Origin of the sequence: Bacillus sp. MAG717A, from assembly GCF_036884855.1 — a bacterium.
GTDB lineage: Bacteria > Bacillota > Bacilli > Bacillales > Bacillaceae > Bacillus > Bacillus safensis.
The window spans coordinates 1283348-1297800 of record NZ_CP145733.1 but is presented as its reverse complement, the minus strand read 5'-3'; the positions used below and the strand labels follow the sequence as shown (position 1 = coordinate 1297800).

Annotated in this window: 25 protein-coding genes; all 25 read left to right on the top strand. The window is 42.1% G+C overall.

All coding sequences use genetic code 11. The features are described 5' to 3' along the window. The first annotated feature begins 92 nt into the window (after window positions 1–92). The 25 genes from rpsG (at window position 93) to rplO (ending at window position 14452) form a co-directional block, all read left to right on the top strand. Complete coding sequence (gene rpsG, locus V6Z54_RS06655; protein ID WP_008356520.1) at window positions 93–563, top strand: 30S ribosomal protein S7; 471 nt, start codon at window positions 93–95, stop codon at window positions 561–563. 54 nt (window positions 564–617) lie between these two features. Further along, a complete protein-coding gene (gene fusA, locus V6Z54_RS06650) occupies window positions 618–2696 on the top strand; it encodes an elongation factor G (protein ID WP_024425594.1) in 2079 nt (692 codons plus the stop codon). A gap of 118 nt (window positions 2697–2814) precedes the next feature. Next, window positions 2815–4005 carry an elongation factor Tu gene (gene tuf / locus V6Z54_RS06645; RefSeq protein WP_034283892.1) on the top strand — a complete coding sequence of 397 codons (1191 nt, stop codon included), beginning with the start codon at window positions 2815–2817 and terminating at the stop codon, window positions 4003–4005. Between the two features lie 110 nt (window positions 4006–4115). Next, window positions 4116–5075, top strand: coding sequence for an alpha/beta hydrolase (locus tag V6Z54_RS06640; protein WP_338527842.1), 960 nt, complete (start codon window positions 4116–4118; stop codon window positions 5073–5075). A 218-nt stretch (window positions 5076–5293) separates the two neighbouring features. Beyond that, entirely contained in the window at window positions 5294–5602 is a 309-nt protein-coding gene (gene rpsJ / locus V6Z54_RS06635; RefSeq protein WP_003156464.1) for a 30S ribosomal protein S10, read from the top strand. A gap of 37 nt (window positions 5603–5639) precedes the next feature. Further along, window positions 5640–6269, top strand: coding sequence for a 50S ribosomal protein L3 (gene rplC, locus V6Z54_RS06630; protein WP_041084736.1), 630 nt, complete (start codon window positions 5640–5642; stop codon window positions 6267–6269). Window positions 6270–6296: 27 nt separating this feature from the next. Then, window positions 6297–6920 (top strand): 50S ribosomal protein L4, encoded by a 624-nt coding sequence (gene rplD, locus V6Z54_RS06625; protein ID WP_007496312.1) that lies wholly within the window; start codon window positions 6297–6299, stop codon window positions 6918–6920. Beyond that, the gene (gene rplW / locus V6Z54_RS06620) at window positions 6920–7207 is read left to right on the top strand and encodes a 50S ribosomal protein L23 (RefSeq protein WP_003217016.1); all 288 of its coding nucleotides are present in this window, start codon (window positions 6920–6922) and stop codon (window positions 7205–7207) included. Before rplD ends, rplW begins: the two co-directional genes overlap by 1 nt. A 28-nt stretch (window positions 7208–7235) precedes the next feature. Further along, window positions 7236–8069 carry a 50S ribosomal protein L2 gene (gene rplB, locus V6Z54_RS06615; protein WP_024425599.1) on the top strand — a complete coding sequence of 278 codons (834 nt, stop codon included), beginning with the start codon at window positions 7236–7238 and terminating at the stop codon, window positions 8067–8069. Between the two features lie 57 nt (window positions 8070–8126). Then, entirely contained in the window at window positions 8127–8405 is a 279-nt protein-coding gene (rpsS, locus tag V6Z54_RS06610) for a 30S ribosomal protein S19 (protein ID WP_003216920.1), read from the top strand. Window positions 8406–8422: 17 nt separating this feature from the next. Then, window positions 8423–8764 carry a 50S ribosomal protein L22 gene (gene rplV, locus V6Z54_RS06605; RefSeq protein ID WP_007496316.1) on the top strand — a complete coding sequence of 114 codons (342 nt, stop codon included), beginning with the start codon at window positions 8423–8425 and terminating at the stop codon, window positions 8762–8764. Between the two features lie 3 nt (window positions 8765–8767). Further along, window positions 8768–9424 carry a 30S ribosomal protein S3 gene (gene rpsC / locus V6Z54_RS06600; protein WP_003217241.1) on the top strand — a complete coding sequence of 219 codons (657 nt, stop codon included), beginning with the start codon at window positions 8768–8770 and terminating at the stop codon, window positions 9422–9424. Between the two features lies 1 nt (window position 9425). Then, complete coding sequence (gene rplP / locus V6Z54_RS06595) at window positions 9426–9860, top strand: 50S ribosomal protein L16 (protein WP_003156478.1); 435 nt, start codon at window positions 9426–9428, stop codon at window positions 9858–9860. Then, window positions 9850–10050, top strand: a complete 201-nt coding sequence (gene rpmC / locus V6Z54_RS06590) for a 50S ribosomal protein L29 (RefSeq protein WP_003217155.1) — start codon at window positions 9850–9852, stop codon at window positions 10048–10050. The genes rplP and rpmC overlap by 11 nt, the downstream gene beginning before the upstream one ends. 25 nt (window positions 10051–10075) lie before the next feature. Then, window positions 10076–10339 carry a 30S ribosomal protein S17 gene (rpsQ, locus tag V6Z54_RS06585; RefSeq protein WP_003216906.1) on the top strand — a complete coding sequence of 88 codons (264 nt, stop codon included), beginning with the start codon at window positions 10076–10078 and terminating at the stop codon, window positions 10337–10339. A gap of 39 nt (window positions 10340–10378) precedes the next feature. Then, window positions 10379–10747: a 50S ribosomal protein L14 gene (gene rplN, locus V6Z54_RS06580; protein ID WP_003216882.1), complete on the top strand. Its 369-nt coding sequence runs from the start codon at window positions 10379–10381 to the stop codon at window positions 10745–10747. 35 nt (window positions 10748–10782) lie between these two features. Next, window positions 10783–11094, top strand: a complete 312-nt coding sequence (gene rplX, locus V6Z54_RS06575; RefSeq protein WP_008356538.1) for a 50S ribosomal protein L24 — start codon at window positions 10783–10785, stop codon at window positions 11092–11094. 25 nt (window positions 11095–11119) lie between these two features. Then, the gene (rplE, locus tag V6Z54_RS06570; RefSeq protein WP_024425600.1) at window positions 11120–11659 is read left to right on the top strand and encodes a 50S ribosomal protein L5; all 540 of its coding nucleotides are present in this window, start codon (window positions 11120–11122) and stop codon (window positions 11657–11659) included. Window positions 11660–11681: 22 nt separating this feature from the next. Further along, complete coding sequence (rpsN, locus tag V6Z54_RS06565; protein WP_008356542.1) at window positions 11682–11867, top strand: 30S ribosomal protein S14; 186 nt, start codon at window positions 11682–11684, stop codon at window positions 11865–11867. Between the two features lie 31 nt (window positions 11868–11898). Beyond that, window positions 11899–12297, top strand: a complete 399-nt coding sequence (rpsH, locus tag V6Z54_RS06560; RefSeq protein WP_007496327.1) for a 30S ribosomal protein S8 — start codon at window positions 11899–11901, stop codon at window positions 12295–12297. Window positions 12298–12328: 31 nt separating this feature from the next. Next, window positions 12329–12865, top strand: coding sequence for a 50S ribosomal protein L6 (gene rplF / locus V6Z54_RS06555; RefSeq protein WP_008345395.1), 537 nt, complete (start codon window positions 12329–12331; stop codon window positions 12863–12865). A 32-nt stretch (window positions 12866–12897) separates the two neighbouring features. Then, a complete protein-coding gene (gene rplR, locus V6Z54_RS06550) occupies window positions 12898–13260 on the top strand; it encodes a 50S ribosomal protein L18 (protein WP_008356544.1) in 363 nt (120 codons plus the stop codon). 24 nt (window positions 13261–13284) lie between these two features. Further along, window positions 13285–13785: a 30S ribosomal protein S5 gene (rpsE, locus tag V6Z54_RS06545; RefSeq protein ID WP_007496332.1), complete on the top strand. Its 501-nt coding sequence runs from the start codon at window positions 13285–13287 to the stop codon at window positions 13783–13785. A 13-nt stretch (window positions 13786–13798) separates the two neighbouring features. Next, window positions 13799–13981, top strand: coding sequence for a 50S ribosomal protein L30 (gene rpmD, locus V6Z54_RS06540; RefSeq protein ID WP_003217067.1), 183 nt, complete (start codon window positions 13799–13801; stop codon window positions 13979–13981). Between the two features lie 30 nt (window positions 13982–14011). After that, entirely contained in the window at window positions 14012–14452 is a 441-nt protein-coding gene (gene rplO, locus V6Z54_RS06535) for a 50S ribosomal protein L15 (protein WP_003216888.1), read from the top strand. Window position 14453: the final 1 nt, after the last annotated feature.

Genomic DNA, 14453 nt, shown 5'->3' with positions numbered 1-14453 from the left:
TGATAACAGATCAGTGGAGTCAGCAAGCTGACAATGATATTGAGATGAGAGACAGATAGAAATCCTTTTAAAAGAGAAGGGAGGCTATTCAGATGCCACGTAAAGGTCCTGTAGCAAAAAGAGACGTATTGCCAGATCCAATTTACAATTCTAAACTTGTATCTCGTTTGATCAACAAAATGATGATCGACGGTAAAAGAGGAAAAGCACAAACAATTCTCTACAAGTCATTTGATATCATCAAAGAACGTACTGGTAATGAAGCGATGGAGGTTTTCGAACAAGCCTTGAAAAACATCATGCCAGTTCTTGAAGTTAAAGCACGTCGTGTAGGTGGAGCTAACTACCAAGTTCCTGTAGAAGTTCGCCCAGACCGTCGTACTACTTTAGGTCTTCGCTGGTTAGTAAACTACGCTCGTCTTCGTGGAGAAAAAACGATGGAAGAGCGTCTTGCTAACGAAATCCTTGACGCAGCTAACAACACTGGTGCTGCTGTTAAGAAACGTGAAGATACACACAAAATGGCAGAAGCGAACAAAGCATTCGCTCACTACCGCTGGTAGGATTTATACCAAACTAAAAAAACTATTCCCTAATGAGGAAGGAGAAATTACCCAATGGCAAGAGAGTTCTCCTTAGACAAAACTCGTAATATTGGTATCATGGCTCACATCGATGCCGGTAAAACGACAACGACTGAGCGTATCTTGTACTACACTGGTCGTATCCATAAAATTGGTGAAACTCACGAAGGAGCTTCACAAATGGACTGGATGGAGCAGGAGCAAGAACGTGGTATTACAATCACTTCTGCTGCTACTACAGCACAATGGAAGGGTTACCGTGTAAACATCATTGATACACCAGGACACGTAGACTTCACTGTTGAAGTTGAACGTTCTTTACGTGTACTTGATGGTGCGGTTGCTGTTCTTGATGCACAATCAGGTGTAGAGCCACAAACTGAAACAGTTTGGCGCCAAGCAACAACTTACGGAGTACCTCGTATCGTATTCGTTAACAAAATGGATAAAACCGGTGCGGACTTCCTTTACTCTGTAAGCACATTAAGAGATCGTCTTCAAGCGAACGCTCATGCAATTCAATTGCCGATCGGCGCTGAAGATCAATTCGAAGGAATCATCGACCTTGTAGAAAACGTAGCATACTTCTACGAAGATGACCTTGGAACTCGCTCTGATGCTAAAGAAATCCCTGCAGAGTATAAAGACAAAGCTGAAGAGCTTCGCAGCAGCCTAATTGAAGCTGTCGCTGAGCTTGATGAAGAGCTTATGGAAAAATACCTTGAGGGTGAAGAAATCACAATTCCTGAATTGAAAGCTGCAATCCGTAAAGGAACATTGAATGTTGAATTCTACCCAGTTCTTGTTGGATCTGCTTTCAAAAACAAAGGTGTTCAGCTTGTACTTGACGCTGTGCTTGACTACCTTCCTGCACCAACTGATGTTGCTGCAATCAAAGGTATCCTGCCAGATTCAAATGAAGAGGTTGTTCGTGAGTCTACTGATGACGCACCATTCGCAGCTCTTGCATTTAAAGTTATGACTGACCCTTATGTTGGGAAACTAACTTTCTTCCGCGTGTACTCTGGAACACTTGATTCTGGTTCATACGTGAAGAACTCTTCTAAGAACAAGCGTGAACGTGTTGGACGTATCCTTCAAATGCACGCAAACAGCCGTGAAGAAATCTCTACTGTATATGCAGGGGATATCGCAGCAGCTGTAGGTCTTAAAGATACATCTACTGGTGACACTCTTTGTGACGAGAAAAATCTTGTTATCCTTGAGTCTATGGAATTCCCAGAGCCAGTTATCGATGTAGCTATCGAGCCTAAATCTAAGGCTGACCAAGATAAAATGAGTATCGCTTTAGCTAAACTAGCTGAAGAGGATCCAACATTCCGTACACAAACAAACCCTGAAACTGGTCAAACGATCATCTCTGGTATGGGTGAGCTTCACCTTGATATCATTGTTGACCGTATGAAGCGTGAGTTCAAGGTTGAAGCTAACGTAGGTGCTCCTCAAGTTGCGTACCGTGAAACATTCCGTTCTGGTGCAAAAGTTGAAGGTAAATTCGTACGTCAGTCTGGTGGACGCGGTCAGTTCGGACACGTTTGGATCGAATTCGAACCAAACGAAGAAGGCGCAGGCTTCGAATTTGAAAATGCAATCGTCGGTGGGGTTGTTCCACGTGAATACATCCCAGCAATTCAAGCGGGTCTTGAAGATTCACTTGAAAATGGTGTATTAGCTGGATTCCCATTAATCGACATCAAAGCAAAATTATTTGATGGATCTTACCACGACGTTGACTCTAACGAAATGGCGTTCAAAATTGCTGCATCTATGGCATTGAAAAATGCTGTCAGCAAATGTAACCCAGTTCTACTTGAGCCAATGATGAAAGTGGAAGTTGTTATCCCTGAAGAATACATGGGAGACATCATGGGTGATATCACATCTCGTCGTGGACGTGTAGAAGGTATGGAAGCTCGCGGTAACGCTCAAGTTGTTCGCGCTATGGTTCCACTTTCTGAAATGTTCGGATATGCAACTGCACTCCGTTCTAACACACAAGGACGCGGTACGTTCACTATGCACATGGATCACTACGAAGAAGTGCCTAAGAGCATTAGTGAAGAAATCATCAAAAAAAATAAAGGTGAATAATTGATTTTGCCTTTAAACTAAAGTATAACTACTATTGAAGATCAGAAAGTGAGAGGTAACTCTTCACTTTCTATCACTCTATACCAAATACAATGAACCTTTAAGGAGGATTTTTAGAATGGCTAAAGAAAAATTCGACCGTTCCAAATCGCATGCTAACATTGGTACAATTGGACACGTTGACCATGGTAAAACAACTCTAACTGCTGCTATCTCAACAGTTCTTCATAAGAAATCTGGTAAAGGTACAGCTATGGCTTATGACCAAATCGATGGTGCTCCAGAAGAGCGCGAGCGTGGAATCACAATCTCAACTGCACACGTTGAGTATGAAACTGAAACTCGTCACTATGCACACGTAGACTGCCCAGGACACGCTGACTATGTTAAAAACATGATCACTGGTGCTGCTCAAATGGACGGCGCGATCTTAGTAGTATCTGCTGCTGACGGTCCAATGCCACAAACACGTGAGCACATCCTACTTTCTCGTAACGTAGGTGTACCATACATCGTAGTATTCCTTAACAAATGTGACATGGTTGACGATGAAGAGTTACTTGAACTTGTTGAAATGGAAGTTCGTGACCTTCTTTCTGACTATGACTTCCCTGGTGACGATGTACCAGTTATCAAAGGTTCTGCTCTTAAAGCTCTTGAAGGAGATGCTGATTACGAAGCAAAAATCTTTGAACTTATGGATGCGGTTGATGAGTACATCCCAACTCCAGAGCGTGACACTGAGAAGCCATTCATGATGCCAGTTGAGGACGTATTCTCAATCACTGGTCGTGGAACAGTTGCTACTGGTCGTGTTGAGCGTGGACAAGTTAAAGTCGGTGACGAAGTTGAAATCATCGGTCTTCAAGAAGAAAACGGTAAAACAACTGTTACAGGTGTTGAAATGTTCCGTAAACTTCTTGACTATGCTGAAGCTGGTGACAACATCGGTGCACTACTTCGTGGTGTATCTCGTGAAGATATCCAACGTGGTCAAGTACTTGCTAAACCAGGTACAATCACTCCACACAGCCGTTTCAAAGCTGAAGTTTATGTACTTTCTAAAGAAGAGGGTGGACGTCATACTCCATTCTTCGCTAACTACCGTCCGCAGTTCTACTTCCGTACAACTGACGTAACTGGTATCGTACATCTTCCAGAAGGTACTGAAATGGTAATGCCTGGCGATAACACTGAGATGGAAGTTGAACTTATCTCTACTATCGCTATCGAAGAAGGAACTCGTTTCTCTATCCGTGAGGGTGGACGTACTGTAGGTTCTGGCGTCGTTTCAACTATCATTAAGTAATTAAACATACAAAAGAGACTCCTTGCAAAAGGGTCTCTTTTTTTGCTTTTCCAGATCAGAACGGCTACTATAAGCTATAGAATCTAAATGGAACCGAGAGGATCGCTGGAATGGCAAAGACATATTTGAAAAAATGGTTGATCGGCGGAATTGACCAATGGATTATGATGAAAGAAGATGAGATGAGTGAAACAAAGCCGATACTCTTATTTTTACACGGCGGGCCCGGCTCAGCTCAAATCAGTTATATTGATTCCTTTCACGAGGAACTTGGTCAGGACTTTACCGTTGTCCATTGGGATCAGCGAGGCGCAGGACTTTCCTATCAAGAGAATCTTCCGGATGCATCGATGACCATTCAGCAATTTATTGAAGACACGATTGAACTGACTGAGAAGCTCCTATCTTATCTAGGTCACTCAAAATTGTATATCGCAGGATACTCGTGGGGATCTTTAATTGCCATACAAGCAGTACATAAGCGTCCAGATCTTTATCATGCTTACTACGGGATTAGTCAGGTAGTAGATGTGTTAAAGGAAGATATCGTTTCGTACGAGCTTCTTTTGAAGAAATACCATCGCAATCGACTGTTTACTGGGTGTCTGCGATTACTGACGCCTCCTCCTTGGAAACGGACATCAGCTCATGCCTTGTTCTCTCTATATAAAGAGTTTGCGAGCGTAGGTCTCACACATAGATGGAAGCCGGTTTTTCAAATGCTAAAAGGGTTTCTTTTTAGTAAGCAATATCAGTTGAAAGATAAATGGAATTTCATGAAAGGGCAGAAGTTTAGTCAAGACAAGCTATGGGATCAGCTAATGAATGAAAGTATTCAATACCGAGTTTCTACTATATTAATACCGTGCTACTTTCTCATTGGCGATCACGACATGATTACCCCAGCTGCTGTATCAAAACCATATGTTGATCAATTAAAAGCACCCATTAAAGAATGGTTTACCTTTAAAGACTCTGCCCACTCCCCTCATATCGAGGAGCCAGATGAATTTATACGTATCATCAGAAAGACTGCTATACATCATCTTCAGGGAAAGCTTGATTTATAGGCTGAATCCCTGTATAATATGAAAAGTGTGCAAATCATAAATTTATCCGATTTATTATTGCAACACGCAGGCCAATTTGGTACAATAGTGCATGTTGGTCTTTGACTGCGATGAAGTGAGAGGTTGCTGACACACCCGGCCGCTTTGCCATGGCGAGGTGATCAGGTTTTTCTCACGGAGAACTGTCTAACGTAAGTAGGCGAAAAGGAGGGAAAATAATGGCAAAACAAAAAATTCGTATTCGTTTAAAAGCATATGATCATAGAATTCTTGATCAATCTGCTGAGAAGATTGTTGAAACGGCTAAGCGTTCTGGTGCTAGTGTATCTGGTCCAATCCCGCTTCCAACTGAAAAATCAGTTTACACAATCCTTCGTGCGGTGCATAAGTACAAAGATTCTCGTGAGCAATTCGAGATGCGTACTCACAAACGTCTAATCGACATCGTGAATCCAACTCCGCAAACAGTTGATGCACTTATGCGTTTAGATTTACCATCTGGTGTAGATATCGAAATCAAACTTTAATTCAAATAGAAAACACATATTATAGGAGGTGTGACGAATGACCAAAGGAATCTTAGGTAGAAAAATTGGTATGACGCAAGTATTCGCAGAAAACGGTGATCTTATCCCTGTAACTGTTGTTGAGGCTGCTGCTAACGTTGTTCTTCAAAAGAAGACTGCTGACACGGATGGCTATGAAGCAATCCAAATCGGTTTTGACGACAAACGTGAAAAGCTTTCTAACAAACCAGAGAAAGGCCACGTTGCTAAAGCGGAAACTGCTCCTAAGCGCTTCGTAAAAGAATTACGCGGTGTGGAGTTAGATGCGTATGAAGTTGGTCAGGAAGTCAAAGTTGATATTTTCGCAAATGGAGATATCGTAGATGTAACAGGAACATCAAAAGGTAAAGGATTCCAAGGGGCTATCAAACGCCACGGACAATCACGCGGACCAATGACTCACGGTTCACGTTACCACCGTCGTCCTGGTTCAATGGGACCTGTTGATCCAAACCGTGTATTCAAAGGTAAACTTCTTCCAGGTCGTATGGGCGGAGAGCAAATCACTGTCCAAAACCTTGAGATCGTTAAAGTTGATGCAGAACGCAATCTTCTATTGATCAAAGGAAACGTACCAGGAGCTAAAAAATCTCTAGTAACTGTAAAGAGTGCAGTTAAATCTAAATAACTCTCTTAGGAAAGGAGGAAACAAGTCATGCCAAAAGTAGCATTATTTAACCAAAACGGTTCTACTAACGGTGAAATCGAATTAAACGCTTCTGTGTTTGGAATCGAGCCAAACGAAAGCGTAGTATTCGATGCTATTCTTATGCAAAGAGCTTCCTTACGTCAAGGAACTCACAAAGTAAAAACTCGTTCTGAAGTACGTGGCGGAGGTCGTAAGCCTTGGAGACAGAAGGGTACAGGTCGTGCTCGTCAAGGTTCTATCCGTTCACCACAATGGCGCGGAGGCGGTATCGTATTCGGTCCAACACCACGCAGTTATTCTTATAAATTACCTAAAAAAGTTCGCCGCTTGGCTATCAAGTCAGTATTGTCTTCTAAAGTAATCGACAACAACATCATCGTTCTTGAAGATCTGACTCTTGATGCAGTGAAAACGAAAGAATTCGCAGGCATCCTTAAAGGATTATCTGTTGAGAAGAAAGCGTTGATCGTCACTGCGGATGCAAACGAAACAGTTGCTTTATCTGCTCGTAACATCCCTGGAGTAACAGTTGTTGAAGCTAACGGTATCAACGTTCTTGACGTTGTCAACCACGACAAACTTCTGATCACTAAAGCAGCGGTTGAAAAAGTAGAGGAGGGACTTGCATAATGAAAGATCCTCGTGATGTTCTAAAGCGCCCTATCATTACTGAACGTTCTGCTGATCTAATGACAGAGAAGAAGTACACGTTCGAAGTTGATGTCAGAGCTAACAAAACAGAAGTGAAAGACGCTGTTGAAGAAATCTTTGGAGTGAAAGTTGAGAAAGTCAACGTTCAAAACTACAAAGGAAAATCAAAACGCGTTGGACGCTACACTGGTATGACTAGCCGTCGCAGAAAAGCGATCGTGAAATTAACTGCTGACAGCAAAGAAATCGAAATTTTTGAAGCGTAAATCTTAAAAAGAAGGAGGGAAATTCAAAATGGCGATTAAAAAGTATAAACCAACCAGTAATGGTCGTCGTGGCATGACTACTTCAGATTTTGCTGAAATCACGACTGACAAACCAGAAAAATCGTTGCTTGCACCGCTACACAAAAAAGGCGGGCGTAACAACCAAGGTAGATTGACTGTTCGTCATCAAGGTGGCGGTCACAAACGTCAATACCGTATCATCGACTTTAAGCGTGATAAAGACGGTATACCTGGACGCGTTGCTACAATCGAGTATGATCCAAACCGTTCAGCGAACATCGCTCTTGTAAACTATGCAGATGGTGAGAAACGTTACATTCTTGCTCCGAAAGGAATCCAAGTTGGTACTGAAGTTACTTCTGGACCAGAAGCTGACATCAAACCAGGTAATGCTCTTCCACTTATCAACATCCCAGTTGGTACAGTTGTGCATAACATTGAATTAAAACCAGGTAAAGGTGGACAATTAGTTCGTTCTGCTGGTACTTCTGCTCAAGTTCTAGGTAAAGAAGGTAAATACGTTCTTGTACGTTTGAACTCAGGAGAAGTTCGCATGATTCTTTCTGCTTGCCGTGCGACTATCGGTCAAGTTGGAAACGAGCAACACGAATTAATTAACATCGGTAAAGCTGGACGTTCTCGCTGGAAAGGCGTACGCCCAACAGTTCGTGGTTCTGTAATGAACCCTAACGATCACCCACACGGTGGTGGTGAAGGACGCGCTCCAATCGGACGTAAATCACCAATGTCTCCATGGGGTAAACCGACTCTTGGATTCAAGACTCGTAAGAAAACCAACAAGTCTGATAAATTCATTGTACGTCGTCGTAAAAACAAGTAACGGGGTTGTCTACGGTTCATTTAGGACCGTAGTTCAATCACGAAGGGAGGTTCCACAATGGCTCGCAGCTTAAAAAAAGGACCATTTGTTGATGATCATTTGATGGCTAAAGTCGAGAAATTGAATGAAACTGACAAAAAGCAAGTCGTAAAAACTTGGTCTCGTCGTTCTACAATTTTCCCACAATTCATCGGTCACACAATCGCTGTCTATGACGGACGCAAACATGTACCTGTTTTCATTTCTGAAGATATGGTAGGTCACAAATTGGGCGAATTCGCACCAAGCCGTACTTACAAAGGTCATGCTAGTGACGATAAAAAAACAAGACGCTAATGAGAGGAGGCTTTTAAATGCAAGCTAAAGCTGTCGCAAGAACAGTCCGTATTGCTCCTCGTAAAGCACGTCTAGTAATGGACCTGATCCGAGGTAAGCAAGTAGGAGAAGCAGTTTCTATCTTAAACCTTACACCTAAGGCTGCTTCACCAATTATTGAAAAAGTATTAAAATCTGCTATCGCAAACGCTGAGCACAACTACGAGTTGGACGCTAACAGCCTAGTGATTACTCAAGCATTCGTTGACGAAGGTCCAACACTTAAGAGATTCCGTCCACGTGCTATGGGTCGTGCGAGCGCAATTAACAAACGTACTAGCCACATTACAATCGTTGTATCAGAAAAGAAGGAGGGATAATCCGTGGGTCAAAAGGTAAATCCAGTAGGTCTTCGTATTGGCGTCATTCGTGATTGGGAATCTAAATGGTTCGCAGGAAAAGATTACGCTGACTTCTTACATGAAGACTTGAAAATCCGTGAATTCATCAGCAAGCGTTTGTCTGACGCGTCTGTTTCTAAAGTAGAAATCGAACGTGCTGCAAACCGCGTAAATATCACAATCCACACGGCTAAACCAGGTATGGTAATTGGTAAAGGCGGATCTGAAGTTGAAGCACTTCGTAAAGCTCTTAACAGCCTAACTGGCAAACGTGTACACATCAACATTCTTGAAATCAAGAGAGCAGATCTTGATGCTCAGCTAGTTGCTGAAAACATCGCTCGTCAACTTGAAAACCGTATTTCATTCCGTCGTGCACAAAAACAAACAATCCAACGCACAATGCGTGCTGGAGCACAAGGAATCAAAACAATGGTTTCTGGTCGTCTTGGCGGTGCAGATATTGCTCGTTCTGAATATTACAGTGAAGGTACTGTTCCATTGCACACACTTCGTGCTGACATTGACTATGCTACTGCTGAAGCTGATACTACTTATGGTAAGCTTGGCGTAAAAGTATGGATCTATCGTGGAGAAGTCCTTCCAACTAAGAAGAATACTGCGGAAGGAGGAAAATAATATGTTATTGCCAAAACGCGTGAAGTATCGCAGAGAACATCGTGGAAAAATGCGTGGTCGTGCAAAAGGCGGTACTGAAGTACATTTCGGTGAGTACGGTATCCAAGCTCTTGAAGCTTCTTGGATCACAAACCGTCAAATCGAAGCTGCTCGTATTGCTATGACTCGTTACATGAAACGTGGCGGTAAAGTTTGGATTAAAATTTTCCCTTCTAAGCCATACACAGCTAAACCTCTAGAGGTCCGCATGGGTTCCGGTAAAGGTGCTCCAGAAGGATGGGTAGCTGTAGTAAAACCGGGCAAAGTTTTATTTGAAATTTCTGGTGTGTCTGAAGAAGTAGCTCGTGAAGCTCTTCGTCTTGCATCTCACAAATTGCCAATTAAAACGAAGTTCGTAAAACGTGAAGAAATTGGTGGTGAATCAAATGAAAGCTAATGAAATTCGTGACCTTACCACTGCTGAAATTGAACAAAAAGTAAAGTCTCTTAAAGAAGAACTTTTCAATCTTCGTTTCCAATTAGCGACTGGGCAGCTTGAAAATACTGCTCGCATTCGTGAAGTGCGTAAATCAATCGCACGCATGAAAACTGTGATTCGTCAAAGAGAAATCGCTGCTAATAAATAATAATTAGAGGGGAGGCCCCGCAAACATGAGCGAACGTAACCAACGTAAAGTGTATCAAGGTCGTGTTGTTTCTGACAAAATGGATAAAACCATCACTGTTGTAGTTGAAACATACAAAAAGCATTCACTTTATGGCAAACGTGTAAGATACTCTAAAAAGTTCAAAGCACATGATGAAAACAACCAAGCAAAAATCGGAGACATCGTAAAGGTCATGGAAACTCGTCCTTTATCTGCGACTAAACGCTTTCGTCTAGTTGAAGTTGTCGAAGAAGCCGTTATTATCTAATAAAGTTCGGATTTCTTTTTCCGAAAGGAGGTAACATTAATGATTCAACAGGAGACTCGTTTAAAAGTAGCTGACAACTCTGGCGCACGCGAAGTACTAACGATTAAAGTTCTTGGTGGCTCTGGACGTAAAACGGCTAACATCGGTGATGTCATTGTTTGTACGGTTAAACAAGCAACACCTGGAGGCGTTGTCAAAAAAGGTGAAGTTGTGAAAGCAGTTATCGTTCGTACTAAGAGCGGAGCTCGCAGAAACGATGGATCTTACATCAGTTTCGACGAAAATGCATGTGTCATCATCCGTGACGACAAGAGCCCACGTGGAACTCGTATCTTCGGACCAGTAGCACGTGAACTTCGTGAAAACAACTATATGAAAATTGTTTCTCTAGCACCAGAAGTACTTTAATGAATACAATCCGCGACTCAAGGAGGTGCGATTAAATGCATGTTAAAAAGGGCGATAAAGTAGTGGTTATCTCTGGTAAAGATAAAGGTAAACAAGGTGTCATCCTTGCTGCTTTCCCTAAAAAGGAACGTGTTTTAGTAGAAGGTATTAACCTTGTGAAAAAACACTCTAAACCAACCCAAGCTAACCCTCAAGGCGGAATTTCTGAACAAGAAGCGCCGATCCACGTATCAAACGTAATGCCGCTTGATCCTAAAACGGGTGAAGTGACACGTGTTGGGTATAAAGTTGAGGACGGAAAGAAAGTCCGTGTAGCGAAAAAATCTGGGCAAGTTCTAGATAAATAGTAAATAAGGAAGGGAGGTCTTTCTCATGAACCGCCTTAAAGAAAAGTATGTAAAAGAAATTACACCTGCATTAGTTTCTAAGTTTGAATACACTTCAGTAATGCAAGTGCCAAAAATCGAAAAAATCGTGATCAACATGGGTGTTGGTGACGCAGTTCAAAACGCTAAAGCAATCGATACTGCTGTTGAAGAATTAACGTTTATCGCTGGTCAAAAACCTGTCGTTACTCGTGCGAAGAAGTCTATTGCTGGATTCCGTCTACGTGAAGGAATGCCAATCGGTGCGAAAGTAACACTTCGCGGAGAGCGCATGTATGATTTCCTTGATAAACTTATTTCTGTGTCTTTACCACGTGTACGTGACTTCCGCGGGATTTCTAAGAAATCTTTCGACGGTCGTGGAAACTACACGCTTGGTATTAAAGAACAGTTAATCTTCCCAGAAATTGATTACGATAAAGTAACAAAGGTCCGCGGTATGGATATCGTTATCGTTACTACTGCCAATACGGACGAAGAAGCACGTGAGTTATTAACTCAAGTAGGTATGCCGTTCCAGAAATAATCAATGAAAGGGAGGCGAAATCGTGGCTAAAAAGTCTATGATTGCGAAACAACAACGCAAACAAAAGTTTAAAGTTCAAGAGTATACGCGCTGCGAACGTTGTGGACGTCCACATTCAGTTATTCGTAAGTTTAAACTTTGCCGTATTTGTTTCCGCGAACTTGCATATAAAGGACAAATTCCTGGCGTTAAAAAAGCCAGCTGGTAATCCCCATAAATGGGAAGGAGGTTATTAAATAATGGTTATGACAGATCCGATTGCAGATTTGCTGACTCGTATTCGCAATGCGAACATGGTACGTCATGAGAAGCTAGAAGTACCGGCTTCAAAAATCAAAAGAGAAATTGCTGAAATCTTAAAGCGTGAAGGTTTTATCCGTGACGTTGAGTACGTCGAAGACAGCAAACAAGGAATTATCCGTTTGTTCCTTAAATACGGCCAAAACAACGAACGTGTTATCACTGGTCTTAAAAGAATCAGTAAACCTGGTTTACGCGTATATGCGAAATCAAATGAAGTACCACGTGTACTTAACGGACTTGGAATCGCAATTATTTCTACATCACAAGGTGTTTTATCGGACAAAGAAGCCCGTGCTAAACAAGCTGGTGGAGAAGTACTTGCTTACGTATGGTAAAAAAAGTTTAAGATGAATGGAGGTGCTTGGTATGTCTCGTATAGGTAAAAAACTAATCGAGATCCCTTCAGGAGTAACTGTGACAAACAACGATAACACAGTGACAGTAAAGGGACCAAAAGGTGAACTAACTCGTGCATTTCACCCTGATATGGAAATTAAAATTGAGGACAACGTCTTAACTGTAAGCCGTCCGTCTGAAAATAAAGAACACCGTGCATTACATGGTACAACACGTAGCTTGATTGCTAACATGGTTGAAGGTGTATCTAAAGGTTTCGAAAGAGGTTTAGAACTTATCGGTGTCGGTTACCGTGCAGCTAAATCTGGAAACAAACTTGTTCTTAACGTTGGATACTCTCACCCAGTTGAAATCGTTCCTGAGGCTGGAGTTGAAGTAGAAGTTCCATCTCAAACGAAAGTAATCGTTAAAGGTATCGATAAAGAGCGTGTAGGAGCTCTAGCTTCTAACATCCGCGCTGTCCGTGCTCCAGAGCCTTACAAAGGTAAAGGAATTCGTTACGAAGGTGAATTCGTTCGCCGTAAAGAAGGAAAAACTGGTAAGTAAGATCGCTTAAAGTGAAGAAAGGAGTGACTCGGATGATTACGAAAACTAGCAAAAACGCTACTCGTCTTAAAAGACATGCTCGTGTTCGTGCGAAACTTTCAGGTACTGCTGAAAGACCTCGCCTTAACGTTTTCCGTTCTAACAAGAATATCTACGCTCAAGTAATTGATGATGTTAACGGTGTAACACTTGTAAGTGCTTCTACTCTTGATAAAGAGTTAAAGATCGAGAATAGTTCTGACACTGCAGCTGCTACGAAAGTTGGCGAACTTGTTGCAAAACGTGCTGTTGAAAAAGGAATCTCTAACGTGGTATTTGACCGCGGAGGATACCTATATCATGGACGTGTAAAAGCTCTAGCTGAAGCTGCTCGTGAGGCTGGACTTAAATTTTAATAAAAGAAGGAGGGACACATCCGAATGAGTCGTATTGACCCAAGCAAATTAGAGTTAGAAGAACGCTTAGTTACGGTTAACCGCGTAGCGAAAGTTGTTAAAGGTGGACGTCGTTTCCGTTTTGCAGCTTTAGTTGTTGTCGGTGACAAAAACGGTCATGTAGGTTTCGGTACTGGTAAAGCACAAGAAGTACCAGAAGCGATCCGCAAAGCTGTTGAAGATGCGAAAAAGAATTTAATTGAAGTACCAATGGTTGGAACTACAATTCCACATGAAATCATCGGTCGATTCGGTGCAGGAAACGTTCTATTGAAGCCTGCTTCAGAAGGTACAGGAGTTATCGCTGGAGGCCCAGTGCGTGCGGTACTTGAGCTTGCTGGTCTAGCTGATATCCTTTCTAAATCTCTAGGTTCTAATACACCGATCAACATGATCCGCGCAACACTTCAAGGTTTAAGTGAGCTTAAACGTGCTGAAGATGTAGCGAAGCTTCGTGGAAAATCTGTAGAAGACCTGTTAGGATAAGGAGGGAACAATAATGGCAAATAAATTAGAAATTACCCTCAAACGCAGTGTAATCGGTCGCCCTGAAGATCAGCGTGTCACTGTTCGTACTCTTGGTCTTAAGAAAACAAACCAAACAGTCGTACATGAAGACAATGCAGCGATCCGCGGCATGATTAACAAGGTGTCTCATTTAGTTTCTGTTAAAGAACAATAAAACATTTTTAATCGATAAGGAGGTGCCCAAATGAAACTTCATGAATTGAAGCCTTCAGAAGGTTCACGTAAAGTACGCAACCGTGTTGGTCGTGGTATTGGATCAGGTAACGGTAAAACTTCTGGTAAAGGTCATAAAGGTCAAAACGCTCGTTCTGGCGGCGGTGTACGCCCTGGTTTCGAAGGTGGTCAGATGCCTTTATTCCAACGCCTTCCAAAACGTGGTTTTACAAACATCAACCGTAAAGATTACGCGGTAATCAACTTAGACAGATTAAACAGTTTTGACGAAGGAACGGAAGTAACTCCTGAACTTCTTCTAGAGACTGGTGCAATAAGCAAGTTAAAAGCAGGAGTAAAAATTCTTGGCAACGGTAAATTAGAAAAAAAATTAACTGTAAAAGCCAATAAATTCTCTGCTTCTGCGAAAGAAGCGATTGAAGCTGCTGGCGGTACAGCCGAGGTGATCTAAC

Bases quoted from the DNA above. Each gene is read 5' to 3' on its own strand.
- fusA (WP_024425594.1), top strand. From the start codon at position 618: ATGGCAAGAGAGTTCTCCTTAGACAAAACTCGTAATATTGGTATCATG.
- rplD (WP_007496312.1), top strand. From the start codon at position 6,297: ATGCCAAAAGTAGCATTATTTAACCAAAACGGTTCTACTAACGGTGAA.
- V6Z54_RS06640 (WP_338527842.1), top strand. From the start codon at position 4,116: ATGGCAAAGACATATTTGAAAAAATGGTTGATCGGCGGAATTGACCAA.
- rpsE (WP_007496332.1), top strand. From the start codon at position 13,285: ATGAGTCGTATTGACCCAAGCAAATTAGAGTTAGAAGAACGCTTAGTT.
- rplF (WP_008345395.1), top strand. From the start codon at position 12,329: ATGTCTCGTATAGGTAAAAAACTAATCGAGATCCCTTCAGGAGTAACT.
- rplE (WP_024425600.1), top strand. From the start codon at position 11,120: ATGAACCGCCTTAAAGAAAAGTATGTAAAAGAAATTACACCTGCATTA.
- rplX (WP_008356538.1), top strand. From the start codon at position 10,783: ATGCATGTTAAAAAGGGCGATAAAGTAGTGGTTATCTCTGGTAAAGAT.
- rplV (WP_007496316.1), top strand. From the start codon at position 8,423: ATGCAAGCTAAAGCTGTCGCAAGAACAGTCCGTATTGCTCCTCGTAAA.
- rplW (WP_003217016.1), top strand. From the start codon at position 6,920: ATGAAAGATCCTCGTGATGTTCTAAAGCGCCCTATCATTACTGAACGT.
- rplN (WP_003216882.1), top strand. From the start codon at position 10,379: ATGATTCAACAGGAGACTCGTTTAAAAGTAGCTGACAACTCTGGCGCA.
- rpmC (WP_003217155.1), top strand. From the start codon at position 9,850: ATGAAAGCTAATGAAATTCGTGACCTTACCACTGCTGAAATTGAACAA.
- rplB (WP_024425599.1), top strand. From the start codon at position 7,236: ATGGCGATTAAAAAGTATAAACCAACCAGTAATGGTCGTCGTGGCATG.
- rplO (WP_003216888.1), top strand. From the start codon at position 14,012: ATGAAACTTCATGAATTGAAGCCTTCAGAAGGTTCACGTAAAGTACGC.
- rplR (WP_008356544.1), top strand. From the start codon at position 12,898: ATGATTACGAAAACTAGCAAAAACGCTACTCGTCTTAAAAGACATGCT.
- rpmD (WP_003217067.1), top strand. From the start codon at position 13,799: ATGGCAAATAAATTAGAAATTACCCTCAAACGCAGTGTAATCGGTCGC.
- rpsH (WP_007496327.1), top strand. From the start codon at position 11,899: ATGGTTATGACAGATCCGATTGCAGATTTGCTGACTCGTATTCGCAAT.
- rpsG (WP_008356520.1), top strand. From the start codon at position 93: ATGCCACGTAAAGGTCCTGTAGCAAAAAGAGACGTATTGCCAGATCCA.
- rpsQ (WP_003216906.1), top strand. From the start codon at position 10,076: ATGAGCGAACGTAACCAACGTAAAGTGTATCAAGGTCGTGTTGTTTCT.
- rplC (WP_041084736.1), top strand. From the start codon at position 5,640: ATGACCAAAGGAATCTTAGGTAGAAAAATTGGTATGACGCAAGTATTC.
- rpsJ (WP_003156464.1), top strand. From the start codon at position 5,294: ATGGCAAAACAAAAAATTCGTATTCGTTTAAAAGCATATGATCATAGA.
- rplP (WP_003156478.1), top strand. From the start codon at position 9,426: ATGTTATTGCCAAAACGCGTGAAGTATCGCAGAGAACATCGTGGAAAA.
- rpsS (WP_003216920.1), top strand. From the start codon at position 8,127: ATGGCTCGCAGCTTAAAAAAAGGACCATTTGTTGATGATCATTTGATG.
- tuf (WP_034283892.1), top strand. From the start codon at position 2,815: ATGGCTAAAGAAAAATTCGACCGTTCCAAATCGCATGCTAACATTGGT.